The organism is Acidovorax sp. KPB24-07 (assembly GCF_057543315.1).
Genome location: NZ_BAAJYS010000030.1, coordinates 1 through 26526, shown reverse-complemented (window position 1 = coordinate 26526; position 26526 = coordinate 1). Strand labels below are relative to the sequence as shown.

28 protein-coding genes and 1 pseudogene are annotated in these 26526 nt (G+C 65.7%); 4 read left to right on the top strand and 25 right to left on the bottom strand.

Annotated features, from left to right (window positions below; genetic code table 11):
- Positions 1-744 (top strand): LysR substrate-binding domain-containing protein (locus AC27IQ_RS06330; protein WP_487088917.1); only part of this gene is annotated, 744 nt, incomplete at its 5' end.
- A 100-nt stretch (positions 745-844) separates the two neighbouring features.
- Here the strand turns inward: AC27IQ_RS06330 and bfr are convergent.
- Together bfr and AC27IQ_RS06320 are read right to left on the bottom strand one after the other, a co-directional pair.
- Positions 845-1321, bottom strand: a complete 477-nt coding sequence (gene bfr / locus AC27IQ_RS06325) for a bacterioferritin (RefSeq protein ID WP_272548335.1) — start codon at positions 1319-1321, stop codon at positions 845-847.
- Positions 1322-1413: 92 nt separating this feature from the next.
- Complete coding sequence (locus AC27IQ_RS06320) at positions 1414-1599, bottom strand: hypothetical protein (protein ID WP_284428887.1); 186 nt, start codon at positions 1597-1599, stop codon at positions 1414-1416.
- 277 nt (positions 1600-1876) lie between these two features.
- Between AC27IQ_RS06320 and AC27IQ_RS06315 the strand changes: the two genes are divergently transcribed.
- Positions 1877-3469 carry a Fic family protein gene (locus tag AC27IQ_RS06315; RefSeq protein ID WP_487088914.1) on the top strand — a complete coding sequence of 531 codons (1593 nt, stop codon included), beginning with the start codon at positions 1877-1879 and terminating at the stop codon, positions 3467-3469.
- Positions 3470-3487: 18 nt separating this feature from the next.
- Positions 3488-3892: a hypothetical protein gene (locus AC27IQ_RS06310; protein WP_487088912.1), complete on the top strand. Its 405-nt coding sequence runs from the start codon at positions 3488-3490 to the stop codon at positions 3890-3892.
- Positions 3893-3955: 63 nt separating this feature from the next.
- On the opposite strand, the gene AC27IQ_RS06305 is transcribed toward AC27IQ_RS06310, so the two are convergent.
- The 20 genes from AC27IQ_RS06305 to AC27IQ_RS06210 form a co-directional block, all read right to left on the bottom strand.
- Positions 3956-6121, bottom strand: a complete 2166-nt coding sequence (locus AC27IQ_RS06305) for a TonB-dependent receptor (protein WP_487088910.1) — start codon at positions 6119-6121, stop codon at positions 3956-3958.
- Between the two features lie 224 nt (positions 6122-6345).
- Positions 6346-6555: a helix-turn-helix domain-containing protein gene (locus AC27IQ_RS06300; protein ID WP_284427541.1), complete on the bottom strand. Its 210-nt coding sequence runs from the start codon at positions 6553-6555 to the stop codon at positions 6346-6348.
- Positions 6552-7007, bottom strand: a complete 456-nt coding sequence (locus AC27IQ_RS06295; protein WP_284427542.1) for a hypothetical protein — start codon at positions 7005-7007, stop codon at positions 6552-6554. Before AC27IQ_RS06295 ends, AC27IQ_RS06300 begins: the two co-directional genes overlap by 4 nt.
- A gap of 20 nt (positions 7008-7027) precedes the next feature.
- Positions 7028-7753, bottom strand: a complete 726-nt coding sequence (locus AC27IQ_RS06290; protein WP_284427543.1) for a hypothetical protein — start codon at positions 7751-7753, stop codon at positions 7028-7030.
- A gap of 1 nt (position 7754) precedes the next feature.
- The gene (locus AC27IQ_RS06285) at positions 7755-8021 is read right to left on the bottom strand and encodes a hypothetical protein (protein WP_284427544.1); all 267 of its coding nucleotides are present in this window, start codon (positions 8019-8021) and stop codon (positions 7755-7757) included.
- 113 nt (positions 8022-8134) lie between these two features.
- The gene (locus AC27IQ_RS06280) at positions 8135-8953 is read right to left on the bottom strand and encodes a DNA cytosine methyltransferase (RefSeq protein WP_487088907.1); all 819 of its coding nucleotides are present in this window, start codon (positions 8951-8953) and stop codon (positions 8135-8137) included.
- Complete coding sequence (locus AC27IQ_RS06275; protein WP_487088905.1) at positions 8919-9179, bottom strand: Com family DNA-binding transcriptional regulator; 261 nt, start codon at positions 9177-9179, stop codon at positions 8919-8921. The genes AC27IQ_RS06280 and AC27IQ_RS06275 overlap by 35 nt, the downstream gene beginning before the upstream one ends.
- A gap of 166 nt (positions 9180-9345) precedes the next feature.
- The gene (locus AC27IQ_RS06270; RefSeq protein ID WP_284427547.1) at positions 9346-9738 is read right to left on the bottom strand and encodes a hypothetical protein; all 393 of its coding nucleotides are present in this window, start codon (positions 9736-9738) and stop codon (positions 9346-9348) included.
- Between the two features lie 2 nt (positions 9739-9740).
- Positions 9741-11084, bottom strand: a complete 1344-nt coding sequence (locus tag AC27IQ_RS06265; protein ID WP_487088903.1) for a hypothetical protein — start codon at positions 11082-11084, stop codon at positions 9741-9743.
- 98 nt (positions 11085-11182) lie between these two features.
- On the bottom strand, positions 11183-12127 hold the full coding sequence (locus AC27IQ_RS06260; RefSeq protein ID WP_487088901.1) for a hypothetical protein: 945 nt from the start codon (positions 12125-12127) through the stop codon (positions 11183-11185).
- Complete coding sequence (locus tag AC27IQ_RS06255; protein WP_487088899.1) at positions 12124-17508, bottom strand: phage tail length tape measure family protein; 5385 nt, start codon at positions 17506-17508, stop codon at positions 12124-12126. The genes AC27IQ_RS06260 and AC27IQ_RS06255 overlap by 4 nt, the downstream gene beginning before the upstream one ends.
- 21 nt (positions 17509-17529) lie before the next feature.
- Positions 17530-18279, bottom strand: coding sequence for a DUF1799 domain-containing protein (locus tag AC27IQ_RS06250; RefSeq protein WP_487088897.1), 750 nt, complete (start codon positions 18277-18279; stop codon positions 17530-17532).
- Positions 18280-18336: 57 nt separating this feature from the next.
- Positions 18337-19281 carry a hypothetical protein gene (locus tag AC27IQ_RS06245; protein WP_272569224.1) on the bottom strand — a complete coding sequence of 315 codons (945 nt, stop codon included), beginning with the start codon at positions 19279-19281 and terminating at the stop codon, positions 18337-18339.
- Complete coding sequence (locus AC27IQ_RS06240; protein ID WP_487088895.1) at positions 19278-19565, bottom strand: hypothetical protein; 288 nt, start codon at positions 19563-19565, stop codon at positions 19278-19280. The genes AC27IQ_RS06245 and AC27IQ_RS06240 overlap by 4 nt, the downstream gene beginning before the upstream one ends.
- A complete protein-coding gene (locus AC27IQ_RS06235; protein WP_487088893.1) occupies positions 19562-19993 on the bottom strand; it encodes a phage tail terminator protein in 432 nt (143 codons plus the stop codon). Before AC27IQ_RS06235 ends, AC27IQ_RS06240 begins: the two co-directional genes overlap by 4 nt.
- Positions 19994-20000: 7 nt before the next feature.
- Positions 20001-20537 carry a gp436 family protein gene (locus AC27IQ_RS06230; RefSeq protein ID WP_487088891.1) on the bottom strand — a complete coding sequence of 179 codons (537 nt, stop codon included), beginning with the start codon at positions 20535-20537 and terminating at the stop codon, positions 20001-20003.
- Between the two features lie 107 nt (positions 20538-20644).
- A complete protein-coding gene (locus tag AC27IQ_RS06225; RefSeq protein ID WP_487088889.1) occupies positions 20645-20914 on the bottom strand; it encodes an HI1506-related protein in 270 nt (89 codons plus the stop codon).
- A gap of 38 nt (positions 20915-20952) precedes the next feature.
- Complete coding sequence (locus AC27IQ_RS06220) at positions 20953-21846, bottom strand: Mu-like prophage major head subunit gpT family protein (protein ID WP_487088887.1); 894 nt, start codon at positions 21844-21846, stop codon at positions 20953-20955.
- A 34-nt stretch (positions 21847-21880) separates the two neighbouring features.
- Positions 21881-22291 carry a hypothetical protein gene (locus tag AC27IQ_RS06215; RefSeq protein WP_487088885.1) on the bottom strand — a complete coding sequence of 137 codons (411 nt, stop codon included), beginning with the start codon at positions 22289-22291 and terminating at the stop codon, positions 21881-21883.
- Between the two features lie 35 nt (positions 22292-22326).
- On the bottom strand, positions 22327-23472 hold the full coding sequence (locus AC27IQ_RS06210) for a phage protease (RefSeq protein WP_487088883.1): 1146 nt from the start codon (positions 23470-23472) through the stop codon (positions 22327-22329).
- Between the two features lie 109 nt (positions 23473-23581).
- Between AC27IQ_RS06210 and AC27IQ_RS06205 the strand changes: the two genes are divergently transcribed.
- A complete protein-coding gene (locus tag AC27IQ_RS06205; protein WP_487088882.1) occupies positions 23582-24337 on the top strand; it encodes a DUF5677 domain-containing protein in 756 nt (251 codons plus the stop codon).
- On the opposite strand, the gene AC27IQ_RS06200 is transcribed toward AC27IQ_RS06205, so the two are convergent.
- The 3 genes and pseudogenes from AC27IQ_RS06200 to AC27IQ_RS06190 all read right to left on the bottom strand — a co-directional run.
- The gene (locus AC27IQ_RS06200) at positions 24306-24863 is read right to left on the bottom strand and encodes a phage virion morphogenesis protein (RefSeq protein ID WP_487088881.1); all 558 of its coding nucleotides are present in this window, start codon (positions 24861-24863) and stop codon (positions 24306-24308) included. The two genes, AC27IQ_RS06205 and AC27IQ_RS06200, sit on opposite strands and share 32 nt — an antisense overlap.
- Positions 24864-24880: 17 nt before the next feature.
- Positions 24881-26107, bottom strand: coding sequence for a PBECR2 nuclease fold domain-containing protein (locus AC27IQ_RS06195; protein WP_487088880.1), 1227 nt, complete (start codon positions 26105-26107; stop codon positions 24881-24883).
- A 104-nt stretch (positions 26108-26211) separates the two neighbouring features.
- Positions 26212-26526 (bottom strand): annotated as a pseudogene (locus AC27IQ_RS06190) (DUF935 domain-containing protein); the annotation flags it as partial.

Here is a 26526-nt window from a genome sequence, read left to right as displayed (position 1 = left end):
CAGGCCCTGCCGGCGCGCGCCCGGGCCGCGGCGCAGGGCGAGGTCGGGCGCATCCGGCTGGCCTTCGTGTCCACCGTGGGCTTCGAGCAGTTGCCCGCCTGGGTGCGCGCCTTTCGCAGCGCCTGCCCGCAGGTGTCGCTGGAACTGGTCGAGGCGACGGGCGACGTGCAGCTGCAGTTGCTGGAGCGCGGAGAGATCGATGCCGGCCTGCTGCTGCATTCGCCGCAGTTCGCCCCGCCGGGCCTGGCCGGCCTGCGCGTGGCGCGCGAGCCGCTGGTGCTGGCGCTGCCGGCGGCGCACCCGCTGGCGGTGCAGGCGAAAGCCCCGCCGCTGGCTGCCGTGCTGGCCGAGCCGCTGGTGATCTTTCCGCGCCGCATCCTGCCGTCGGTGTACGACGCGATCTTCGCGCTCTACCACGCGGCCGGGCATTCACCGCAGGTGGCGCAGGAAGCCATCCAGATGCAGACCATCGTCAACCTGGTGGCGGCCGGCCTGGGGCTGGCCTTCGTGCCGCAGAGCGTGATGCAGTTCCAGCGCACCGGCGTGGTCTACCGCCGCGTGGCCACGCCGCTGCGCCGGCCGGGGCCTTTGCTGCCTGAGTGCGAAACCCGGCTGGTGTGGAACGCCCCCGCGGCCGGGCCGGCCCTGCTGCGCTTCGTGGCCTTCGTGCAGGCGCTCCAGGGTGTGGCGCCGGGCGAGGGTGCGGATCGGTCGATCAGGGATGGTTTGCTATCAAATAGATAGCTGTCGGGGCAATGAAAACGCCGGCGTGGGGCTTGAACGGCTTGGAAAAAAGAAAAGCGCGCACACCGCCCTGGCGTGCGCGCCTTGGCCGGGCGCAGGATCAGTCCGCGGAGGCCGATTGTGTTTGCAGGTAGTTCTGCAGGCCGACCTTGTCGATCAGGCCGATCTGCTTTTCCAGCCAGTAGGCGTGGTCTTCCTCGGTGTCGCGCAACTGGGCGAGCAGCAGGTCGCGGCTCACGTAGTCCCGCACGCTTTCGCACAGGGCCATGCCTTGCTGCAGCGCGGCGCGCACTTCGTATTCGGTGGCCAGGTCCTTGCGCAGCATCTCGGGCACCGTGGTGCCGGGGGTGAATTCCTTCGGGCGCATGTCGGGCATGCCGCCCAGGAAGAGAATGCGCCGCAGCAGCGCGTCTGCGTGCTGGGTCTCTTCCTGCATCTCATGGTCGATCCGCGTGTAGAGCTTCACGAAGCCCTGGTCTTCGTAGAGGCGCGAATGGATGAAGTATTGATCGCGCGCGGCCAGTTCGCCGCGCAGCAGGTCCTTGAAATAATCGATGACCTGTGGGTTTCCCTGCATGTGTTTTCCTTGGAATCAGGGCAGGAGTATCGCGCGGCCACCCGGCCCGCGGGTGAATGCCCCCCGGCCGGCGCTCTGCATGCGTACCGGGATCAGAAGCGTTCGCGTTGGGGGTGCTTTGATGATGATAGCGCTCGGCGTTGATGGAGCCGATCGGTATTTCGTGCATCGATGGTCAATTGCAGGAAAAGATGCTCGACTTTCAACAAGGAGATGTGCTGCCAATTCGTCAAGCGAGAGTAATTCGTTATTTTTGCCATTGCTTCGTGCTCGATCATTGGGTTTCCTTTGCATTTTTTAAGATGATTTAACGAATTGCTATGGAGTCCCCTAATGAAGTCATCGCCCATTGATTCATCATCACGTCGTGGTAACCCGACTGCATCAGGGGAAAGGCCGAGTACCCAACGCCCGCCTCTCAGGCATCGGGCTGCGCTCCATCGCCCATCTGATTTGCCTCCACGCGTCGAGGGCAACTCATCGAGTTCCAGTTCGTCTGCTCCAAGAAAGGCATTTGCGTTTCAGCCCCGTGGACCTGCGCTGGATCGGCGAAGGATGACGGAAATTGCCGAGCGGGTCGCATCCGAGCCGGGGTCTACCCTGATGATGTCTCCCTCGATAAGGGGTCGATCGGGCAGGGCGGAAATCAGGCCAGTATTGCCGCAGAGCAAGAGCGAGCAAAGGGAAATGCTCCAAGATTTTTTGACGAATTGGTCAGGTCCCCAGTCGGTAAAAACCAAAATTCTCAAAGCCCACGAGGAGGAGTCCTTCGTTCTAGACTTGGAAGGGAAACATCTGAGCAGTCTTCCGGATGGGCTTTTCTTGCTGCCACATTTGGGAAACCTCATTGTGAATGGCAACCCTTCACTCAAAAATTTGCCGCCCGATCTGGCTTACGCCCCCGCATTGGCCCGCATCCAGGCAAACGATTGTGACCTGCATGAGTTGCCGGAAAATATCGGTCAGGCGGGGGAGTTGGTCATGCTGGAGATTAAAAATAACGGCCAATTGACCGAACTCCCTGCATCGATGGCGGATTTGAAAAAATTCGAGGTGATCGAGGCAACCCGTTGTAATTTGGTGGTCTTGCCGGAAGGCGGGATGGGTCCAAAAATCCGGCAAATCGATCTCTCTAATAATCCGAGGCTCAGCCATTTACCGGAGAAATTAGGCGAGAGCCCCAATATTGAACATCTGGAATTGAAAGGTTGCTCGCTCTCGAGCATTCCTTCTGGTATTGGTGCCCTCCCAAAGCTGAAGTCGCTGAACTTAGCGGACAACGCGGCCATGCAGCAGCTTCCACCAGGCCTGAACTTCAAAAAGGTGCATGTCGGCACGCGAGGCACGCAGATCCGCCTGATGGACTTGGTTTTAAACCAACCCATCAGTCCGCCTGTGCGCAAAGAGCAAGACGCCAAACTCAAGCACGTGCAAAAGCACTGGGGAACGATCCAGAAGCTGATCGAAACCGGCGGCGCTAGAGTGGCACAGAAGGCAGAGGCCGCCCGCTTGGAAGTGGACCAGGGCAGGGCCGGTCTCTCCAATACCGCGCAATCAACACCACTGGCAGGGCGCAATTGGAAGGCCGCCAATCATCAAATCAAAGAATGGATCGGCCAGCACCAGCCGTTGGATACCGACCATCTGAAGCGCCTGAATGCGATGCTGGGCAAGGACACCGATCCTTTCAATGACCCCGATGCTTATGAAAAACTTGGCGCTCGCTTTGGGGAGTTTCGTCGGCAACCGACTGGTTTTCCCCAGGGGGGCTCTGCAGCTGCTGTAGTGGACGAGCGAGAAGTGGGTGCGGAGATGGCTCAGTTTGATGAATGGTTTGAACAGGCGTCTGCTCAGGTGGCTCAAGGCAGAATGAGTCCCGCTGAATTGTCTGCTGCGACAGTGCAGCGCCTTGTCAGCATTCACCCGTTCCCCGATGCCAACGGTCGCACGACGCGGCTTGCGGGCGACTGGGTATTGATGAGCTATGGACTGCCGCCCGTCAACAGCCCGCAACGTCCAATCATCGTGTTTTCCAGCGGACGCAATCCAAACGGTCCCGACGATGCTTTGGCCTGGACAGTCGAGGGGATGACAAAGACCGTCGAGATTTACGAAAAACATTTGGGATTGAAAACCTCAAGGCGTTAGAACTCACCATATCCAAAGATGCCTTTTGACAAACCCGTCTCCGCACGGCGTGTCCTGCGCAGCACTTTGGTGCTTTGTTTTGTCTCCACCGCTGCGATGGCGCACGCTGGAGGAGCAGGTATCTACCGCTTGGACTGGCCCTACCGCGGCGAAGTGCTCAACTACCGCTCCTGCGGCTGCGCCGACGCATGCTGGGTGGCCGAAGTTCGGATTCAGCGGACAAAGGTCTTGAAAGCCCGGTTGCGGTGCGACTGCGAGTCCCTGCGCTACGCCCGCTCCACGAGTCCGTCCAAAGAAACGGCGCTGGGGAATTGCGAAACCATCAACCGCAGTGGAAGCAAAGCGGAAGCGATCCGCGAAAAGCTGGAGCAGATTCTGCACCCCACCGGCGCGCATCGAGGTTTAGCGTCCTCTGCACCATGAGGCTGACACGGCAACGCCGGCGGCGTTGTTCGGGCCTCTGATTTCCTGCCAGGCAACCTAGCGTCAGAAATCCACAGCCGCCGACAGCATCAGCGTGCGTGGCGCACCCACGGTCACGTAGTTGCTGACCACCCAGTAGTTCTTGTCAAACGCGTTTTCCAGGCTGGCGCGCAGCACCACGGGCTTGCCGGAGACCTTGGTGGCGTAGCGGGCGCCGATGTCCAGGCGCGTCCAGTTGCCCACGCGCAGGCGGTTGGCGGCGTCGGCATAGACCGGCGAGGTGTGGATGACGCGGCCGTTCAGGCTCAGGCCCTGCACCCAGGGGGTGTCCCAGTCCAGGCCCAGGTTGAAGGTGCGGTCCGGCACGCCGGCGGCGTTGTTGCCCTGGTTCAGGCCGCCTGCGGTGCGCGTGAGCTTGGCGTCGTTGAAGGCGGCGCTGGCCATCAGGCGCAGGCCGCGCTGGACTTCGCCGTAGGCCGTCAGCTCCAGGCCGCGGTTGCGCTGCTCGCCGCCGAAGCTGTACACATTGGTGACCGGGTCGGTGACCGCGCCGGGCTTCTTGATCTGGTAGATGGCGGCCTGCGTGGTGAGCTGGCCCCAGTCCACTTTCACGCCCACTTCGTGCTGCTTGGATTTTTGCGGAGCGAAGGTCTCGCCGGCGTTGGCGGTGGTGACCCCGGCGGTGGCACCGCGGGTGAGGCCTGCGGTGTAGTTGGCATAGACCGAGATGTTCCTCGCGGGCTTGAACACCACGCCCGCCAGGGGCGTCACGGCGCTCTTGTCGTAGCGGCTGGTGGAGACGCCGGTGGTGGGCGTGAAGTTTTCCTGCTCCATGGTCTGGTGGCGCAGGCCCAGGGTCACCAGCAGGCGGTCGTCGAGGAAGGCCATGGTGTCGGCCAGGGCCAGGCTCGACTGGTCGGTGACCGAGCTTTTGCCGGGTGCGCCGCGCGCCACGGTCATGGCGGGCAGGGGCGAGGGGTTGTACAGGTTGGAGGCGTTGGTCGTGGCCGAGGTGGCGTAGAAGTAGCCCGTTTCCTGGTTGAGGTAGTTCGCGCCCAGCGCCAGCGTGTGGCCGACGCTGCCGGTCTTGAAGCGCGTGCGCAGGCCGACGTCGGCGGCCTTGGACTTCGTGTACTGGTCGTAATAGGCGTTCGACACGCGGAAGTTGCCCAGCGCGTCGGGCCGGCCGCTGGGGAAGGTCTGCTCGTAGTCCATGTCCATGTAGCCCAGGCTGCCGTAGACGGTGGTGCGGTCGTTCAGGTCGTGCTCCAGGCGCGACATGACCGTCTTCACGTTGTCCTGCAGCTTCGTGCCGGGGTAGAAGTTGAGCCGCGCGTCGGGCACGGCCGGCACCGAGGTGGCCGTGCCGGCGAAGTTGATCTGGGGCCGGAATTCCTTGGTTTCGCCGCGCGTGGCGAAGGCGTCCAGCGACCAGCGCGTGCGGGCGCCGGCGTAGTCCAGGCCGACCGAGCCCAGGCCCAGGTTCTGCTTGCCGCCGTCGATGTTGCCCTCGCCGCCGCGCACCAGGCCGTTCACGCGCACGCCCCACTGGTTGTCTTCGCCGAAACGGCGGCCCACGTCCAGGTGGGTGCCGAACTGCGCCTTGCCCATGTAGGTGGTGGTCAGCCGCGTGAGCGGCACGTCCGCCGCGCGCTTGGTCACCACGTTGATGCTGCCGCCGACGCTGCCGCTCGGGCCCACGCCATTGGTCAGCGCGCCGGGGCCCTTGAGCACTTCGACGCGCTCGATGGTCTCCAGCGGGATGCTGGTGGACGGCGCCAAGCCGAACAGCCCGTTCATGCTGATGTCGCTGTTGGACAGGGTGAAGCCCCGCACCTGGAAGTCGTCGCCGAAGCCGCCGCGCGAGGTGAGCGTGCGCACCGAGGCGTCGTTCATCACCACGTCCGCCACGGTCCGTGCCTGCTGGTTGTCGATCAGCTCCGAGGTGTAGTTGGTGGTGCTGAACGGCACGTTCATCAGGTCGGTGTTGCCCAGGATGCCGAGGTTGCCGCCGCGCGCGAACTGGCCGCCCGAATAGGTCTTTTGCAGGCCGCCGATGGCCTCGGCCTGGTCGGAGACGACCACTTCGTCGAGCGCCGTCCGGGCGGCGGTCTGCGCGCCGGCGCCGGTGGCGGCGATCAGAAGCCCTGCGCCGACGCAATGGCGGACAAGGCGGGCGAGCGGGGTGGGGGCGAATCGGGGTTCTGCGCGGCAGGCGTGTCGGTGCATGGTGTTCAGGAGCGGGCTTTGCGGCCGGTGGGCCGGGGTCCGTGGCCAGGCCGTGAAGGGCCGGGAGAGGACCGCCGGGCGGCGGAAAGCGGTTAGAAGAATGAGAAGCGTTATCAATTATGAAGTCACCGCTGAAGCGCGCCGCGAAAACTAAAGGCTCTGCACCGCGATAAATGAGCGCTTGGACAATTGCACCGGCTGAAATGAAATTACGTTGAGTGGTGCTACAGCCCGGCCACAACAAGCTTGGCCAACTCAGCGCCCTTACGGGCAGACGAGAGCACGTTGCTGACTCCCGCGGGAGTCAAACCCGTCTGCTTTGCCGCAGCGCCCGGCGCCATCCCATCCACCAGCACCAAGCGCGCAGCCTCCTTTGACGCAGGGGCAGTGATGCGCAGCAGCTTGGTCAGTGCCTCAAAGGCTTCAGCGGTCATCGTACGGACTCCAAAACGGGTGATCGTGTGATCCAGGCCCACGCGACGGCCTGCTCAAACTGCCCGATCCAGCTGAGCGCCTCCATGTCAGATGCCGCGCTGGCGTACACGCCCGCCGCGCACCAAGGCACTGGGGGGCGGGCAAGGTGGGGCACCGGCGAGTAAACACCCTGCATCATGAGGCGCCACAGCCTCTCCGCTTGCCTGGAGCGCTGGGCCACGCCAAAGGTGACCAGCGGCACGCGCTTGCCCACCTGGGGGGCTCGACCAAACACCGTCACGACGAGGGCACCCTCGGCACGCAATGCCTGCGCAGCGTAGTCAGCAACCGGGGCAAACAACGGCTCCGGCTTGCCGCTGGCCAGGGCCTTGTCTGTCCAGGCAGCACAGGCAGCGATGGTCGCATCGGCAATCTGGTCGCGTCGGCTGTGCACCGAGTCGCCGGTGGTCAATGTGAGGTGGTGTATGTGCATCACAGTCGTATTTGCTCGGCGATGGCGCGCGCTGGCGCACCGTCGGAATCCACGGGCAGGCCATCGACCTCGACCACACGCACGTGGCCGGCCTCAACGTAGGCCACGGCAGCGCGACCACGGCGGTCGGTGATCGCCAGGCCATCAGTGCCTACATGCGTCACTCGCTCCACGCGAAAGGCCGCGCAATGGGCCACAGCAGCCGCGCGATAAGCCTGGGCGACCTGATCCTGCAAGCCCTGCAGGGCCGCCCGCTCAGGCGCCGCTGAGTACGTGTGCACGGGTTGACCGTCGATGGTGGCCACTGCGATGCTGCGGCCGCTATGGACCAGGCCCAGCCTTGCGCCAGCGGCATGCACATAGGGCTCCTGCGCCGTCCAGTCCTGGACGCTGTGGCCCTCGGCAACGGCGCGAGCCGCATCGTCCAAGCGCCGGGCCACCGCCTCCGCAACTGCCAAGCGGGCACGATCCGCCGCAGCCGCACGCATGGCCTTGATGCGGGCATCCAGCACATGGACGGCTGCGCTTCGAGGGGCCATGCCGGCGCTGCGGCGCAGCAAGGCCACCACATCAGCAACAAAGGCCTCGGCCGGCATGGATAACACGGCCTGCATGACGCCGTGTGTGTCTTTTTGGAGTTGCTCGGGGGGCATAGACGCCAGGCGCTCACGCGCTTGGCGGCGAGCCACCTCAATCGCGTTGCGCGCCAGAGAGGTGGTCAGCATGTCAAGCCGCCTGATTGCTGGCCAGGGCACGCTCGGCGGCCTCTTGAGTCGTGTACACCTCCGCAATGTACGGACTGCCCTCTACTTGGATGCCAAATCCAGCGATGTCGCGATGAATCACCTGCGACGTAGTTGCCCAGTAGCTGTCCATTGCAGCGTCAGCGCGGGCTTGGATGTCGTCACCGTCGAGCATGTAGCTGTTGGTACAGTTGCCAGAAGAAACCACGGCGAAGGGGCCGGGAACGATAGTGGCGATGGACTTGGACATTTTTGATCTCCTGCCTGCGTTGTACCTGAGGCGTCGGCGCCAGCTGGTTGCTGGCATGGCTTGAATAATACACCCCTAGGGGTGTATTGCAAGCTTTTTTGCGTAGAGGAAAACTAAAACGCCACCATCAGGTGCTCTGCGATCCATCGGGCCACAGGAACACAGACCGCGTTTCCGGCCGCCCGAACCTCGCGGTGATCGGTCGCATCCAGTCCGAAGGGAAGCCCTGTAGTTTCAGACACTCCGGCCCGCTCAACCATCGCACTCCGTCCGCCTCGGTGACAGACGAGATTCTCGCAACCGATACCGATGAGACTGGCTGCATTTTTGGCCAGGAGACAATTGGCAGGCCATCCATCCGCTGGCCGTGACTCTTGCTGCGGCCCAAGCGTGCCAGGTATTGCGTCCACTGGCGCGGCGTCAGAAAGCAGCCCAGCGGGGGGTTGTCGTCCAAGACCAGCGACCAGGAAAATCCGGCGGCGACGCTGGGCGACTCCGAAATACTGAGCATCAAGCACCCGCCAGCATCCCACATACCCCCGGTCGGCAAGGGCCCGGAGGACGACGCCAAAGTCTTGCCCACCGTTGCTAGTGAGCAGGCCAACGACGTTTTCAAGGACCACCCACTGGGGCCGTATTTCCTCGACGATGCGGCAGACCTCCCAGAACAGGCCGGTGCGGTTGCCGGCGAGGCCGGCGCGTGCGCCCATGCTGGACACGTCCTGGCACGGGAATCCGCCGATGAGCACGTCGACGGGGCTGAGGTTGTGGGCGCCGACCTCGCGCACGTCGGCGAACTGCCGGGCGTGAGGGAACCGCAGCGCGAGCACCTCGCGCAGGTGCGGCTCGATTTCGACCTGCCAGGCCGTGGTGTATCCCGCTTGTTCGAATCCAAGATCAAACCCTCCTATCCCTGCAAACAGACTGCCCACGAGGGGCGATGGGGCCGTGGTGGCCGGTGTGCGGCTGCTGGGTGCAGCCAAGGTGCCTTGCGACATGCATAACGCTTTCGTCGTTTGGCGCTCCCTGGCGCTCGGATGGGGGGCTCGCGGCCCTCAGGTGATTCATGGCCCCGCAGCGGGGGCACTTGATGGCGAGGACGGTGTATTCGCCTTCGCCGAGTTTGCGGCGGCACGCGCCGCACCGGATTTCATTCATTGCAAGCCAGTTTCTACGGTTGAAACATCCGATAGACTCGCCGCACTCCGCGCGGAGTGGCGGGCCTTGTCGGCTTGCAGGCTTGATCTGCAGGTTGGGGCTCTTGCCGGTGTTGACGCACCGGCAGGGGTCGCCCGTCTTTTAGTGTTGCCTCACCTCGCCTCGGTCACAGCGTGGCGGCATGGATGAAGAGGTCATCCAGGTCCAGATTGAGGGCCGCGCCCAGCTGAGCGACCAGGGGGCTGTCCCGGCGCACCGTGGGGCGGTAATCCCATTCGATCCGCGCCCTCGTCCGCGCTGGCTCGTCCATGGCGTTCAGCAGGGCCTCCACGGCGGCCAGCTTGTTGTGCTCGTAGAGCGCCAGGCGGGCCTGGCCCATCGAGACTTCCTCGGGCACCCGCACAACGGGTACGGGCGGCTCGTAGGGTGCGGGTTCGTTGCCCTCGTCACACCAAGCCAGGTAGGCCACGTAATCGCGGTTTTCCGGGTCTGGAGGAATGCAGGCCCCATCGTCCGTGCGGATCACGATGGCCGTGTCGGTGAGTTGGTAGGCGGCCATGGTCACAGCTCCGCAGAAATTTCGATGCGCGCATTGCCCGACAGCAGCGCAAGGCAGGCCTTGCTATCGCTTGCCAGTCCGGCGCTGGTGCTCGGGAGGATGACGAAAGCGGACTTGACCCCGGCCGAGCTGACGAACGGCCGGGCGGTGCAGGAAGCCGTGCCGCCCCCCAGTTGAAACTGGAATTTGTCCACGTCGCCGGGAAACGTGAGGGTGGGCGCTGCGCGCTTTTCAGGGTAGTTGAGCGGCACCCACACCTGGTTGTTGTTCGGCACCATGCCCGTCGCATACGTGTAGCCGTTGGCGTTGTTGAACTGCTCGTAGTAGCGCTTGCACAGGTCGAGTTCCAGGGAGTGAGGCCGGTGTTCGAAGCGGCTGGCAAACGAGCCGCGCTTGAGCTCAAAGCCGGTGATCGCGAAGACATTCCCTACGGTGTCGAGGCAGTTGACCTGGTTCGGCGAACCCAGGTATAGCGCCTCGCGCCAGGCGCCCGCCTGGGTCTGATAGGTCGCACCCACGCCAAGGCCCCAGCGAACGTACAGCCCAGCCCCGTTGGACGTGTTCCAGCCTCCCGTGGTGGGCAAGCCGCCGAAGACCGTGATGGCTTTGGATTCCCACGTGTTCGGCGCGTTGACCGTGTACTCGCCAACGAAGGAACGATCGAAGCTGGCATTGAACAAGGCCAGGGAGTGCACGCCGGCTTTCGCAGAGCGCACTATGAACGTGACCGTGAACGTCACGCCGAACAAGTCGGCGATGTTGTAGCCCTCGATCACCTGTTGCAGCCCTGCCGACTTGGCCGCGGTCATGGCAGCGTCGGCCGTCGTGACCGTCACACGGGCATTGCGGCGCAGCCCGGCCTCCGGGCCGTCGATGCCTTGCTCCAGCGTGACGACCGCGGTGGTGGACGAGCCTGTGAACGCCAGCCTGTCCACCGCGTAGGTCCCCGTGGCAATGGTGGCGCCGACGAAGCTGCTCCCGCGTTGCGCTTGCGCGCAATTGCCGTTGATGAGCCGGTTGCGCAGGGCTGGCTGCGCGCCGGCCTGGTCAAGCGGGAGCCAGTTAGCGGACACGCTCGGCACGTGAGCCTGCACATCGGCAACGGGTACTTTCAGCAGCCAGATTTGCTGGTCGTGCAAGACGCTGGCAGGCGGCGCCAGCGGGCCGGCCAGGTTCGCCCAGGCGCCCTTGAAGCCCGCCGTCGCCATGGCACTCGCGCTGGCGGCTGCTGCGTCCTGGGCCACGGCATCGGTGGCGGCGCGCAACTGGTTGACCTCATCGCGGGCCGTCACTGTCCAGGCGCGGAACGAGGCCAGCCAGTTTCGAAAGCCTGCCAGCCACGCCATGTAGTTGTCGCTCTTGAGGTCAAAAACCTCCTGCCCGTCGTTGCGACGCGAGGGGATATCTGCAGCGACAGCAGGATCGCCCGGGGGCGGGGTCAAAATCATGTGGTGATCTCCAGTCCATTGATCGTCAGGTTGCAGTCCGAGATGCCGTGGGTGACCAGCACTTGCTCGAACCCCATGAGGTATCCGTATGTCATCAGGGCAGTGACGCCACGCGCTCCGATCCAGACGATCGGGCGCTTGCGGAACGCCACGACCTGAGCGCGGGTGCGCTCGTACTGGGTGCCCTGCACCAGCACCTGCAGCTTCATCCAATCGGAATAGGCGCCATCGGTGACCATCCAGCCGCCCCAGGCATCGCGCTTTTTCTCGCCGAACTCGTCGAAGCCGATCGAAGGCCGCCAGTACGTGTTGCCCAGCCACACGGCACGGCCTGCCACGATCTCGCCGCAGCGCGCGATCGCGCCGGGTGACTTGATGCGAACGATGGTCGTGGCCTGTGTATAGGCAGGAAGCCCGGAAATCAGCAGCCGCTCGTCACGCTCGATCGGGTTGAAGAAGTACCCCCAGTGCGAATTGCCCGAGGGGCGCAGCATGGAGACGTCCTCCGAGTCGAAGACCTGGCCGTCATTGGCGTCGATCATTACCACCTGGACGGACGTGGCCCGCACCCCGAAAAGCGCAATGTCGGTGATGACCCGGCCGGGCTTGAGCTGCACCTCGATCAGGTCGGCGCGCTCGGTGTACGAGCCCAGCGATGCGTCGAACATGCGCAGGCGCTCTTCCACGCCGATGGCCTGCCAGGCGCCCGCGCTGGTGGTGCCGCTCAATGCCGGCGCGTTGCCGACGTTGTTGTCCTTGAGGCTGCGGTAGATGATGCGGCTGGCGCCATCGATGACCTGCACGCCGCTGGCGTAGCTGGTGGCTGCAGCCCAGACTGGCAAGGTGCTGGCCGCCACGTTGATGACCATGTTTGCCGGGGTGAAAGCGATCGGGGCGATGAACCCCATTCCGCGCGTGTACCCCTTCGGCGTCTCGCTCATGCCGTGACTCCTGTCGTCTCTGTGGTCCGCTGCTTGATGCCGATGGCATCGAGCTTGCGCACGGTGCTGTCCACGCTCTTGATGGACGACAGCATTTCGCGCTGCAGTGCATAGCTCTGGCTCTGCAGCGATGCGATCGCCGCCACCACGTCCGCGTTGCTGCCGGTGCCCCAGGGCGTGGAAGCGCCTGGATTGAACGGGTTGAACCGCGCCGGCAGGACCAACTCGTCCTTGTGGATGCGAGCCGGCATGTCGTAGGGCACGCGGTTGATGCCCACCTCGAATGCGGGCAGGTTGGAGCCCACCAGCGCCTGCACCTTGGCCCAGTCGGCCTCCCAGTAGCCGCTCAGACGGGACATGTCGCGCAGGGTGGCCCCCTTGGCTTCCATTGCCGCCATCAGGCCTGCCAGGTCCTCGGTTCCGTCGAACGAGTGGTAGGTCGGGGCCAGGGAGTCGAGGCGGGCGATTAGCGTCTTGTCCGTGATCGGAGAACGCCCCACGCCGGCGGTGGCCAGGTACATGAGATCGAAGTACCGGGCCTGCGCCGCAGGAGTGGTGCCACCGCCACTGTTGCCGCTCGTGCCCCCGAAGACTGCCCCTCCGGAGTTCGATCCGCTGCTGGGCACGGTAGCGCCGGGCTTTTCGGTGACCAGGGCCGCGTGGAAGTTGCGCACGGCCGTGGCGGTGTCCAGGATGCCGACATACTGCCCGCGCGCAATGTCCAGGGCGTCCTTGTTGGACTTGAGCAACTGGTCCAGGCGATCGGCCTCGGCCTTGCTGGCATTGAGCAGCAGTTCCTCGGTCGATAGCTGCGCCTGGCCGAGGTCGCCCATGGTGTCCAGCTTGTTGGCCAGCATGAGCTGGGCCGCCTCGTAGTCCAGGCGGTTCGTGAAGGCGCGTTCCGTGATGCCGCCCCGCGCCGCGGTGATCGCCTCGGCCAGCTTGCCGCCCTCGTTGACCCGCTGGCCCGAGCGCAGTGCAGCCATGGCCTGGTCGATCGCCAAATTGCCCTCGGCGGCCTGCATGGCGGCGGTGGCCGCGACCTGGCCGCGCAGTTCGCGCGCCTGGTTGCGGGCGAGCTCCACCAGTTCCTTGGCTGATGCCACCCGGGCCTCGCGCAACTCGATCTCGGCTTGCACGGCCTCTTGCGCCGCGCTGATGGACTTCTCCAACACCGCATAGGCCTTGTCGGTGGCTGCGGCGCGGGCTTCCTCGGCCTGGCGGCGTTCTTCCTCGGCCTTGCGCGCGGCTTCCGCGGCGTCTTCGGCCTTGTAGATCTCGATCACCATCGCCGCGAGCGCGGGATTGAGGTTGAGGAGCGCGTAGTATTCCTGCAGCCTTCGCAGGTCCAGCGCCTCGCGGTCCTTGCCCTGCGCGATCAAGAGGCGCTGCTCCAGGTCGCGGCCCTTGTCCGCGATCTGCGCCTGGCGCTCGGCATTGCGGCGCGCCACCTCTTCGCCGGACACGGTGACGCTGGTGAACGTGCCCTCCAGCGCCAGGAGCATGGCAATGGCCTTGCGGCCGGCCTCGGTGTTCTCGTCCTGCGCTTCGATCATGGCGCGCAACTGCGCGCGGGCATCGTCGGCGTTGATGTCCGGCAGTTTGAGGTCCAGCGTGGCGAGCTGCTCGGCCATCATCCGCTGGGCGTTGGCGCGGCGCTCTTCCTCGGAGAAGTAGTTGGCGTAGTAGCTCGACAAGCGGCCCTGCAGCTGCTCGAAGCCACCGCTCAGTTCCGCGATGCCCGAAGCCGCATCGAAGCTCATGTCGGCCAGGGAGGTGAGGCCCATGGCGTTCACGGCATCCCTGAACGCATTCACCCCCGCGATCTGCGTGTTGATCGCCGTGAGCAACTGGTCCACGGCCTCGGACGTCATGGCCTCGGCGTTCTTGCCGGCGACCATCTCCTGAATCACCTCGGGCCCGTCGGTGACCTTTTGGAGCGCTTGGATCGCAGACTGTTTGAGGTCGAGAGAGAAGTTTTCGACGGCGGTCTTGTAGTCCGGGCTGCGCGTTGAAAACACCTCGTAGAGGGTGCCCGCGTAGTTGTCGCCCTGGCCGCTCTCGCCAAAACTGGCGCCATTGCTGAGCTTGCCGCCCACATAGTTGCCGCCCCGTTCCTTGGTGCTGGTCTCGAAACCGCCGAAGAAGTCCGTGAGGCGCACGGCGCTGCCGATGCCCTTGAGCATCTCATTGATGCCCTTGGCGGTACCGGAGATGGCCTGGCGGATCGTGTCCTCGTCGTTGACCTTATCGCCCTCCAGGCGGTAGGCCTCGCCGTCCGTCAGCCCGATGCGCTGCCCCCCGGAGAAGTCACGGTCGTACTGCTGCCCGACGTACGTGTACGACTGGCCGCGGCGGTTGTTGGTGACGGAGCCATCGAACGCCACACCGAACTGGCCCCCGGTCCGCGTCTCGCCTTTAAAAGAGCTGGCCAGGCCGGCCAGGGCCGCGATGCCCGCCAGCGCCCAGCCCCAGCCAGGCACCGAGGCCAGCATGTTGCCGACGCCCATCATTCCGCCCGCACCGGCCGTCGTGGGGCCTGCCAGGCCTGCAGCGAGGGAAGCGCCCTGGTAGCCGGCCATCAACTGGGTGGCGCCGGAGCCCAACGACACGAGCGAGCCGGCATTGCTCAGCAATCCCCCGGCACTACCGCCCGAGCCCGGGCCCAAGCCCAAGCTGTTCAGCGCACCGCCCACGATGCCGTTGATGACCAGCGAGACCGGCTGCATGATCGCGCTGATCACGGGGCGCAGCACCAGCGTATCGAACATGTTCTTGACGGTGTCGCGCAGGTTCCGGAAGAACCCCTTGCCCGCCTCCGCGCCACGCATCAGGGCATCGGTGAGGCTTCGATTGATCTCGTCCGAACCTTTCGCCCAATCGGCCTGGATGACTTTCGCGACGGCGGCCTCGCTCTCAATGCGCTGAGCCTGCTCAACCTTTCGGCGCAAAACGGCCTTTTGATCGTCGCTCAAGCTCGACTTTTCTATGTCGGCCAGCTCCTTGGCGTACTTGAGTTCAACCTGCCTCTGGGCCACGATCTTCTCGCGCTCCAGTGCCGACATGCCCGAAAGCCTTAGCTCATCGGCATAGGCCGTGGCGAGATCTCTGGAAGACCGAATTAACTCGTCGCCTCTTGCACTGAACGCCTTGTAGTCGGCGTCGTTCAACGATTCAACCCATCTCTTCTGCCAGGTGATCTTCTCGCGCAGGCTGGCAACGTACTTCGGGTCGAAGCTGTCAGATGAGTCCGCTTCGGCGAGCTGGTGCTTCAGGGTCGCCAGCGTCATCGCCTCGACAGCAGTGCGGCCCTTGCCGAAAACGGCGTTCGCGGCTTCCTGCTGCAGGGTGCGATCTTTCAAGGACTGCGCGTCCTTGTAGTTGGCGTCGATCTGCTTCTCATGCGTGGCGATGGACGTTTTCAATCCATCGTTGGTGCGCAACTGAACTGCCAGCGCATCCGCCGTCGCCTGCATCTCCTTGAGCTTGGCGATGGTCTTGGCATCGGTCGCCAGCTTGATCTGCTCGGCCAGGCGCAGGGATTCCCGCTCGCCGGCATTGAGCTCGTCGGCCTGGGCGCCGTTGGTCACCAGCTGCTGGTAATAGGCCCGTGCCGCGTCCAGCTGCGCATTGAGCGCGGCCACCTGTCCATCGGTCGCCGAAATCCCGCCCGTGGCCTTCGGGTCCTTGTACTTTTCCCGGATGGCCGCCAGCCGCTCGCGCAGGCCGGCCTCGGTGATGAGGCCCGCGGTAAGCAACTGCTGCCCCTCCGCCTCGGCCTTGCGAATCTCCTCGTCCCGCTTGGCCGCCTTGCTGCGGAAAGCGTCGCCCTGCTTGTCCCATTCGAAGTACAGCCGCTCGTTCGCGGCGCGCTGGGCCTCGGCTTCGGCCCCGCGCTTTTGCATGCGCTCCTGCTCCTGCAGGAGGCCGATTTCCTCGCGCAAGCGCGCGTTGCCCTTCTCCCAGTTGGCGCGCACGCCCTCGTTCAACGGGCCGCGCTGCATGCGGTCGGCCAGGTCCGCGCGCTTGCTCTCCAGCTGGGACAGCATCGTGTCGTCGCGGCCGATGCCGAGCATCTTGTCCCACGCCCACTTGGCCGAGTCGCCCAGGCCGCGCCAGGCGCGTTCCAGATAGCCCAGCCGGCCCTGCATGGTGTCGGCCACACGGGCCATGGCCTGGTCGTAGGCCTGCTGCGCGACCGCCGCCGCTTCGGTCACCCGGCCTTGCTCCTGCAGGGCCTTGATCTGGTCGTAGACCGCCTTGGTCAGGTAATTGTGGCGCTCGTTGAGCTTGAGGGACGCCTCCACGGGCTTTTCGCCGAGCTCGACGAACGCCTTCACGGTGTCTTTCACGGCCACGCCCACGTCGCGCTCCATGCGGATCGTGGTTTCTGCGAAGCGCTGCAGGTCCGAGCCGGCCACCTTGCCCGACTCGCCCAGTTCGGCGATCACGCGGGAGGCTTCCCGCTGGGTGCCCACGGAATCGGAAACGGCCTTGGCGGCCTGCTGCATCTGCGCGGCGGTGGTGCCGGCCGCGTTGCCGGACAACGCGATCGAGCGCGTGTAGCCGTCCGCCTCTCCCTTGCCGCTCAGGTACGCGAAGGTCAGCACGGCGACCGCGCCCGCCGTGAGGGTGAACGGGTTGACCATGCTCAGCACCACCGAGCCCAGTGCCCGGGCGGCCGGCACGATGCCGCCGAACATGTCGCGCAGCTGCCCGCCCTGCTGCATCAAGACAGTGATCGGCGACATGCCGCCCTGCAGGGAGACCACGATATCCGTGATCTGCGCCGGCACGCCGCGCAGGGCCGCCGCGGTGGCGCGTGCGGACATGCCCAGCTGCTGGGTCTTGGCCTCGGCCATGCCCGTGGCCGCGCCCACGTTTTGCATGGCCGAACCGAGGGACTGCGCCGCCGGAATGGTGGACTTGAGCGCGGCGGCGGTCTGGTTGGATGCTGTCTGCGCGGCCTGGCCCAGCGTGCCGACCTGTGCGGCGGCGGCTTGCACCGCGGCGCCCGTGCTGGTGGATGCGGCCCCCACCTGGGCCACGGACGCCTGGGCCACCTTGCCAGCCTGCGCGGCCTGGCCCAGGGCAGAGGTGGCTTTGTCCCCCACGCTCTGCAGGGCGGTGCCCACGGCCTGCGCAGAGGGCACGGTGGCCTGCAGCGCTTGCGCCGCCTGGCCGGCCGCTGCCGAGGTGACCTGGCCGAGGGTGCCGGCCTCCTTGGCCGCCGACTGCACCGCGGTGGCGGCGGTGGTCGAGCTCGACGCGACCTGCGCTGCGAACTCCTGTGCGGTCTGCCCGGCGCCCTTGAACTCGGCGGTGTACTGCTGCGCATTCGCGCGCAGTTCCACCGATACCGCGAATTCGTTTTGTGCCATGGGTGCCGTCTTCTTTCCTGGTTACCGCTTGTTGAGCCACTTGCGGGCTTCGTCTTCCATCACCCGCACCATCCAAAACACCTCGGCGCGGCGCTTCTGCGGCGTGCCCAGCATCTGCATGGCGGCCTGCAGCGATCCGTAGTCGATGCCCTCGTAGTGCACTGCGCCCCAGGTGGCGACGATCCGCCAGTTGGTCCGCACGGCGCCGAACACTTCCCAGGCCCGCCACTCCCGCGGCGAGAGTTCGACCACCTCGTCCGACTCGGGGGCCACGCCGCCCTCTGCGTTGGCCTGCCTGGCCTTCTCGGGGTCCACGCCGAGTCGTGCCCACTGGGCCCGCAGATCGGCGTCCTCCGCTTCATCTGCAGGCGCTTGTGCGCCGTCGCTCAGGCAGTGGTTGCGGACGGCGCGGCGGAGTTTTTTTTCGATCTCGGCCGCCTCCCGCGACTTGCGCCCGGCATCGAAGAAGGCCTGCACCAAGGCGACCTCGAACCCGTCCCAGTCCTCCACCAGATCGGCGCGCGTGGCTTCGGTGTAGGGCACCGCCTGACCCCGCACGTCCTTGAGTTCCCAGTCCGCCAGCACCCGGTCGAGGAACACCTTGTCGTCGATTTCCTTTTTGGTCAGCTGGTCTTCCAGGGTCTGCCGCTCGGAGCGTTTGAGGCGTTTGAAGCGCACCCGGAAATCGACGTGGCAGGGCTTGGCGTCATCACCGACGAGGGTGTAGCGGGCAGGCGCCCAGTAAGCGGCGGAGGCGAGCACGATGGTCATGGATTGAGACTTTCTTGAAACGGAATTGCAGGGAGGGAAACGAAGGGCGCGCGGGCTTTAGGTCGTGATCGACCATTCGTCGTTGCCGACGTTGGAGGGGATGCCGCGGAAGGGGACCGTGATCATCTGGATGCCGTCCTGGTCGGCGAAGGTGGGCTTGCCCACCTGGGCGCGTGGAACAGAGAGGGACACCGTGTTGGTCGCCGCCTGGCCGTGCTTGATGAGCAGCGGCACCTTCTCGCCCTTGCGTGCGAGTTCGATCCAGTTCTTTTCCGCAACAGTGGTGTTGCGGAACGTGATCGAGCCCGTGGCGTTGCGCCCGGTGATCTCGGTGCTGTCCACGTTCATCAAGTCCTGCTTGACGACCTGGCAGCCAAAGTCGAACTGGAACGAGCTGGCGGCCACGGCGATGCCTGCGAACATGGCGGTGGTGTTGGCCTTGTTCACGCCCAGCGGTCGCTGGAACCCCGTGAAGACCGTTGCGGGCATGGCGCCAAGGTCTTCCACTGGAACGAACGATCCGGTGAACTCGAACTGCCACTTCGGGATTTGCTTTGCATCCACCGTGGCCTTGCAGTTGCCCCGCGAGCCGGCCATCTTGTAGAGGGTCTTGTCGATCACGGCGTAGATCGAGACACTCTCGATGCCATCGGTGACCGGATCGAAAACCGTCTTGGCGTCGGCATCCGGCGCGGGCGTGTTGGTGACGCGCGCAGCGCACCCCCGCATGAGCGGGGCCCATCCGGGAATGTCGCCCTTGGCGGCCACGCCGGCAAAGCCCACGCTGAACGCGATCTTGCGGTACTCGGTCACCAGCGTGGATTCGGAGGCGCCGAAGTACGGCCGCACGATGCCTTGTTCCACCTCGTCGCCTTCGATCGGTGTCAGCGTCACGTCGCTGACCTCGATGGCATTGGCAGCGACGGGCACCACGAAGGTGCCGACGATTTGCTCGACGGCCACGAGGATGGCCAGCTTTCGCATGAATTTGGGATCGCTCATGGCTGCGGCTCCTTTTGGGTTTCAGGGGGTGGCGTGGTCTGGGTGCGCTCCACGAGCTGGCGCTGACCCGCGATCACGGTGTAGAAGCCGCCATGGCCGTGGAAGTCATCGGGGCCCGGCGCGGGCGGCGGCGCCTCGGGGCTGGCGCCGGCCGGCGTGGGCTGAACCACGGCCAGGCTGTTGCCGGCATCTCCGCTGGTGGCCGGGGCCGGCGCGGTCGATGGCGTGCCGCTGTCGGCGGTAGGGCCCGAAGGGGTTGGGTCTTTGGCATTGGCTTTGCTCATGGGTTGCTCCTGTAGTAGCCGGTTTCGAGGAATTCATCGCTCCAGACCAGACGGCCATCGCCTTCCATCTGGACCAACTCGCCGCCCAGGAAGACGACGGGCTCGCCGGTGGTGTCGTCCGGGACCCAGCCGATCAGCGCCTGCTTGGTGGCCGCCCGCAGCGAAGCCAAGTCCGTGAGGCCAGCGCCGCCGCTGGGTGCGCGGGTGTCGATGACGTACAGCACGCCGATGACCCGCCGTTCGAGCTGGTCGAGGGGGCCGGTGGTCGGCAGCTCGGTTCCGCGCTCGGACAGTGGGATGACGTAGGCGGCGGGCGCGGCCAGGTTGCTGCGCATGGCGGCATCCAGGCCCGCGGCCGAGTCGATCTCGCGCAGCTGCAGGGACTGGAGCCGCTCCTGCAGGCGGGTGACGAAGTGCTGCACTTGCATGGCCGGCCTAGCGGAAGTGCCGCAGCTGCTGGCGGCCGAACACGGGGGCATCGCCATCGAAGCGCACGTCGGTGCTGGCGGTGTTGGACGTGGCTTCGGGGTCGGCCGCGCCCAAGCTGAACTTGCCTTGGGCCAAGATGCCGAGCATCTTCAGCGCCTCGCGGTAGTCGCGGGCGATGGGGTCTTTGGACTCGTCGGTCACCCGGTTCTGGTTGAGCAGGTAACGGGTGATGGCGCGGGCCCAGGAAGTCAGCACGCTCTTGCCGGTGCTGGTGGGCGGCAATTGCAGCGGCAGCGCGTAGCCGCGCTGCACCAGGTAGCCGTCGATCAACGCGCCCGCCTCGGCCACTGCGTCCTGGACACGCTTGAGGGCCGCATCGGCCGCGGCGATCTGCTCGGCCGTCCAGGCGCTGCGGTCGGTGCCGCGCAGCGTGGCGTCCATCAGCGTTTCGTCGCGCACCGGGTGCGTCTGCGTGCTGGCGACCATCGCGATCTCGCGGGCGCCCGGGCGTTCGGCCAATTCTGCGGTGGTGATGTAAGGCATGGGTGAAAGTCGATTGCCGGGGCTTTTGTCCACAGATGTCCCGTTATCCAGCCCCGGCTGAGAGGTTGGCGGTGAGGGCTTGCGCCCTTTCGCTTCGCGGGTGGTTGTCAGGTGGCCAGGTCGGCGCCGGGCGAGGCTTCGAGGTCCTTGAGGTACGTGACCAGCATCGGCTCGGTGGTGAGTTGCGCGTACTGGCGGTCATCCAGGTCATCCAGGGGAATGACCGTCTCGCCGTCCGGGAAGGCGTAGCCGGCGCGGCGGAAGCCGGCGACTTTGGGAGTGACGGCCAGGCCCTTGCCGGCCGCGCTTTCGGGCTTGGTGACGAGGGGCGCGGCGCGCTGCGCTCCGCGGCGGGTGGTGGTCGGCTTGGTTGCCATGTGATGCTCCGATTGGGGGGAAAGTCAGTCGCCGGGGGTCAGGCCGTCAGCCAGGGGCAAACGACCACGGTGGACAGGTTGCGCATGACGTTGGTGGCGCCATTGGCCAGGCGCTCGGCCTGGACGACCTGCAGGGCCGCTTGTTCGAGGTTGGGCGGCACCAGCAGCACCTTGCTCTGGATGACCAGCGGCTTGCCGTTGTCACCCTTTTGCGATTGGTGTGAGGCGCGCGCATCGGCATAGGACTGCATGTCCAGCGGTTCCCGGCTGGCGTATGCCAACTGCCACAGGCCCAGGCCCGCGTTGCCGCGGCCATCGGCGCCCCAGATGAATTCCTTGCGACTGAACACGTTGTCGTCGGTCAGGTTGGTCTTGGAGGTGAAGGCGTAGTCGCGGCGCTTTTGGTACAGGATGGGCTTGATGACCTTGGAGGTGTCCAGCAGGTACCACGGCGTGCCCGTGCCGCCCTGGAAGTTGCTGACGCTGACCTGCGCGCCTGGCGCGCCCACCGGGTGGTCGGTGTCGAAGAAGTACTGCCCGTCGTAGCACTGCGTGGAGAAGCCGGCATTGAGCAGGCTGAACACCATCTCGTCGGGGTGCTGCGCCGCGTCCTGGCCGAGCTGCTGGATCACGGGCGTGTAGATGCCGTACTGGTCGTCTTCGATTTCCTCGCGCTGCACGCCCACGGTGTTCTCGAACGTCTTGTTCTTGATGGCGTAGTCGTGCTGGGCCAGGTTCTGGATCTGGCGCTCGCCGATCCACTCACGAAAGCGCGTGATCTGGCCCAGCCAGGCGTATTTGTTTTCTGCGGTGGTGCTGGGCACCATCGTGGCGACCTGGTCCCACATGGGCGTGGCCGAGGTCAACGCGCCGCGGAAGGCGCCGCTGAACGCCTGGTTCAGGATCGCGAGGTTGCTGTGATTGATCTGCATGGTCTGGATGGCTCCGGTTGAAACAGGGTTGCGATCAGCGGAAGTCGATCCAGACGCCATCGGCGTCCACGTCGAACACCTTGCCGGCGCGGCTGCGGGTGTTGCCGCCATTGGTCTTGGCGACCGTCTGGTCGTCCACGATGAAGCAGTCCCCGCCGAGGTCGGCGAGGGTGATGGCGTCGGCGGCGGCGCTGTTGGCAAAGCGCGCGGGCCGCTTGTCCACCCGCACGCGGATCGCGCCGGCCGTGCCGAGGGTGTTGTCGGCGAAGGTCAGTGCCGAGCCCGCACCCTTGAGCGTGGCGGAGGTGCTGCCGGGGACGGCCAGGCCGGCCGCGTTGATCGCGACGAGCGCGCCGGTGAAGATGCGCGTGTTGGCTGCGACGGGCGGCTCGATGAGGGTCCCGTCGCGGCGCTGGGTGTTGCGGTCTTGGGTGAGTGCTGCCATGGTGATTCCCGAAGTGGTAAGGGGTGGGGCCCGGATCAGGCGGCGGCTGCGGCGGCGCCGGCCTTGTACTGCTCGGGCGTCAGGCCCATCGCGGTGCAGATGGCCAGCTCGTCCTTGGACAGTTGCGCATCGCCCTTGGCGGTGCCTGCGGGTGGCAGGCCACCGGTCTGGGTGGAGGTCAAGGCCGCAATGGGCTGCGCGGTGCCCAGGTAGCTCGTGAGGGCGGCCAGGTTGGATTTGCCCAGTTCGCGCGCCCACGCTTCCTGCGCGGGCAGCAGGCGGCCATCGGCCAGCGCGGGCGCAATGGCGTCGTCGATATCGGCTTGCGCCTGGCGGGCCGTGAGCGCGGCCAGGTTGGTCTGCAGCTCGGTCACGACAGCGATCGGCACGTACTTGGCGGGGTCAGGCGCTGCCGCCGCGCTGGCCGTGCGCAGGCCGGTACATGCCGCAGTGACTGCATCGGCCGTGGCATCTGCTGGCAGGCTCAGGGCCGTGCAAGCGGCGGTGGCCACGCTGGCGCGGGCCTGCAGTGGCTGCAGCGGGCCGAGGGCCGTTAGAGCGGCCGTAGCGGCCGCCTCGGTGGTGTTCTCGGGCAGGCCGAGGGCGGCCAGCAAGGCCTTGAGCAATGGGTTCACGGGGGTCTCCGGATCAGAGGGCAGGAAAGCAGCCGTGGCGGCCGCGACGAGGGAAAGCGGGGACATGCCGGCAATGCCGGGGTCATTGGTGAGCGCACCCATCAGCACTTCGAGCACGGTGCCGTCGGTCTTCGAGTAGGAAAAGACGGGGCTGAAGTAGAGGTACTCCTTCCCGTCAATGGCTGCAGCAGCGCGCGCCGTCATCTCGACAATGCCGAACAGGCCTTCGCCCTCGACCCATTCCAGCGAGCGCGGCCAGCCAGCAGCCGGAGCGGGCTGGCCGTTCTTTTCCTTGTGGAGGGTCTGGTGCTCGTAATCGACGACGAGCGGCTTCTGCCGGGCGTTGAACCGCTGGATGACGGCTGCGGCACTGGCCGCGTCGATGCGCCAGGCGGGTACGTCCTCGGGGCGCACGTCGCCCGAACGAAATTCGCCCGCGGGGAAGTACTGGACCCGGCGCAGCAGCCCATCGCCCGCCGCCGCCTGCACGGCGAAGGTGCAGGCGGCGATGGCTACGGCGCTACGTTGGGTGTTCGGGGAAGGCATGCCGCCATGGTCGGCGGCGGCGGGCGTGGCGTCTTGTGGACGCGGCTACTATTTCAGAGCGCTACCTCAAAGGTGAAAATGAGGCGTCTTAAAACGGGGAGGGTACACAATGGAAAAAGACGACAGCTTTAGAAACTATGGGTTTCTCTCGAAAGACGCGGGCCTTGCCAAGGCGTCCTTAAAGCCTGAACTATCGCCAGTCTTTCAGGAAATACGAGCCTTAGTGAGCGCTGCGCTGGATACCTTGCATGACTCGATTAAGCTGCAGTCGAAGTTCAGCGAAAGTGACATACACGGCTGGTGGACTGGTACAGCTTTTTGGGCTCGCAGCATTGAGGCGTGCCAGGGCGCAGTGATTCTTGCAGACCAAGGGATGCCAGGATCTTCGATTGCCGTGCTGCGTACGGCTGTGGAATGCCTTCTTTATGCGGCAGCGCTTTGGCGACATCCGAAGAAGTGGGAGTTGGTCCAGAAGACGCAGCAAGAAGAGCATCGAAAGCAGGTGGAGGGAATGCGATCCAAGCCCGTCCCTGATGCCAGTCCCGAGCTGTTGGCAGATCTTTTTTCACTTCAGGTTGGAGAGAAGAGTGAGAAGTGGTCTGCCTTTGAGGCAGCTACAGTGGCCGATCTCGGATGGCTCTATGAAGCCGGTTATCGAGGGTTAGGGTTCATCGGCGCTCACGCCACGATGGCAAGCACTGAGAGGTTCTTTACGGACCTTCCTGATCTCGGGCCGGTTCTCTATGTTGGCCCCAATCACGGCGACTTTGAGTTCATTGTGCGCACCGTGGGCATCTGCCTCGACACTGGTATCAAGAGGTTCCAGGAGCAGACTATCGCCCACGCTCCACCACCCACTCCCTGACGATCTCCCGAATCTCCGCATCGTCCGCCGCACTGATGCCCAGGTAGGGCCGCGCCGGCATCTTGACCTTGTGGGCCGGGATCGTCACGGCCCGCTCGGTGGCGGTCTTGTGCTTCTTGCCTGCAAACAGCACCTTGCCCGCCACGCTGCGATAGCGGACGGTGGCGGCCCGCTCGGGTTGGTCGATCTCGCCGCCAAACTGGTGGATCGCGCCGTATTGGGCATTGGTGCCGACCGCCACGGTGTTGTCATCCACCACCTGGTAGTGGATGCCGCTGCGCAGGTAGCCGCGCAGGGTCAGCACCTTGTCCTGGTGGTACTTCTTGCGGCGGGCGTAACGGGGTTTCAACGGCGCCCAGGGCGTGCCGTCCGGGGCCGTCTGCGTCTTGAAGCGCGCCTGCGTGGACGACTGCAGGTATTCGCCCAGCCGCGGGGCGAGCGGGCCGGTGGAGGGCTGCGCCTGGCGCGCGAGCATTGCGCGGGCCAGCCGGTCTTCCACCGTCATCGTGATCTGGGTGCCTGCCATGTCTCTCCCGCCTTTCGTCAGAGCGCTTCGCGCCGGTACAGCAGCGCGCCGATGCGCCAATCGTCCGCGGCCTGCGCGGCGTCCTGCAGGACGGTGATCCCGCTCCAGCCGTCCGCGCCGACCTCGAACACGGCCAGGGATGGCGCGGGCTCGCCCTCTACCAGGAACCGCGCAACGTACCGGCGCCGCACCACCGCGCGCTCCTGCGCAGGGAGCCATTCCACGCGCGTCCAGATCTCGTCGGGGTCCAGCAGCGCGCGGGCCAGCAAAGGCAAGCCGCGCCCGTTGGCCTCCAGGGCACCCTGGCCGTCCAGGAACATGTCGCGGCCCACCACGACGCGCTCGCCGATCACGTCGCGCACGATGGCCGGGGCGCTGGGCTCCACGCCCAGGGCGCCGAGGAAGGCATCCACGGACGCGGGTGCATCCAGGCCCGCGGGCAGCAGCTCGGAGGCCGGCAGCAGCCGAGGCGGTGGCAGGGGATCGACCGGGCCGCGGTTGGGCACGCCGGGCCCGCCTGCACTGTCTGGCACCAGCGGGCCGGGCCGCTCGGGGGGGATCGCGCTGCGCAACCGCGCGCTGCCTGGCGCGTACTCGAAGCCGGGATCAATGCCCTCGGGCACTCGCACCGTGCGCGGGCCGTTGAGGCTGCGCTGGCCGATGGTGCGATCAACGAATTTGAAGGTGGGCGCCTGGTCGGGGCCGGACTTGCCCAGGCGCACCAAGTCGCGCAGCCACAGCCCGCGCACCTTGCAATGGCATCCCCAGCCGTTGGGCGGAAACATGACCTCCCAGGCAGGATCGCCCTTCTCCAGGACGATACCGTTCCAACTCACATGGATAGGCCGTGGGTGTTCCACCCAGTCCTGGTGCTCGTACTGCCAGTACGGGGCCGCCTGCAGCTGCTGCCAGCGCCCGGCCGCGTAGCTGGTGGACAGGTTGGTGTCGTAGATCACGCGGCTGCGCCAGTTGCGCCCGCCGTTGTAGTCCCAACCGTGCGTGGCCACGATGCGGTCGAAGTCCTTGCGGAAGTCCTCCAGCGTGGACTGGCCCGCGATGGCCCGCTCCACCGCGGCGCGGAAGTCGGCCACGATTGCATCCCGGTTCGCCCCTGCCACCACGAAGGACCAGTCGTGTTCGCCGTTGTAGAGGTCCGTCCAGCCATCGGTGGGCAGGTTGATTTTGCGGCGGAAGAATTCCGCTTGTTCGCGGAACGGCAGACTGCCGTAGGCTGCATCAGCCACCGGACCCCCGGCAAACCCGTTTATGGGCGTTTACAGCGCCTGTCGGCGCGCGAGGATGAGCGACGGGGGCGGCGGCTCGCCGACCGGGCTTAAATCGGCCGAGGTCAGGGGTTGGCATTGGCGGCCTCCTGCAGCACCTCGTAGCGGCCTGCGAGCTGGGCCGCGCTCAGGGCCTCGGCCATGGCTGCTGCGTACTGGTCCAGGGTCATGCCAGGCAGCAGCGCATCCAAGCCGTCACGGATTTCCGCGAGGGACTGCGCGCGCTGCACGAGCTCGCGCACCTGGTCGATCCAACCCGCAACGGCCGGGGCCACGTTCTGTGCCAGTTGGGGCTGCATGAGCGCGGAAGGCGGCAGCGTCACGGCCTGGCCGGTCGGCACCACTGCCGTGGTGGCCGCCGTGCCGGTGGGCACCGGGGG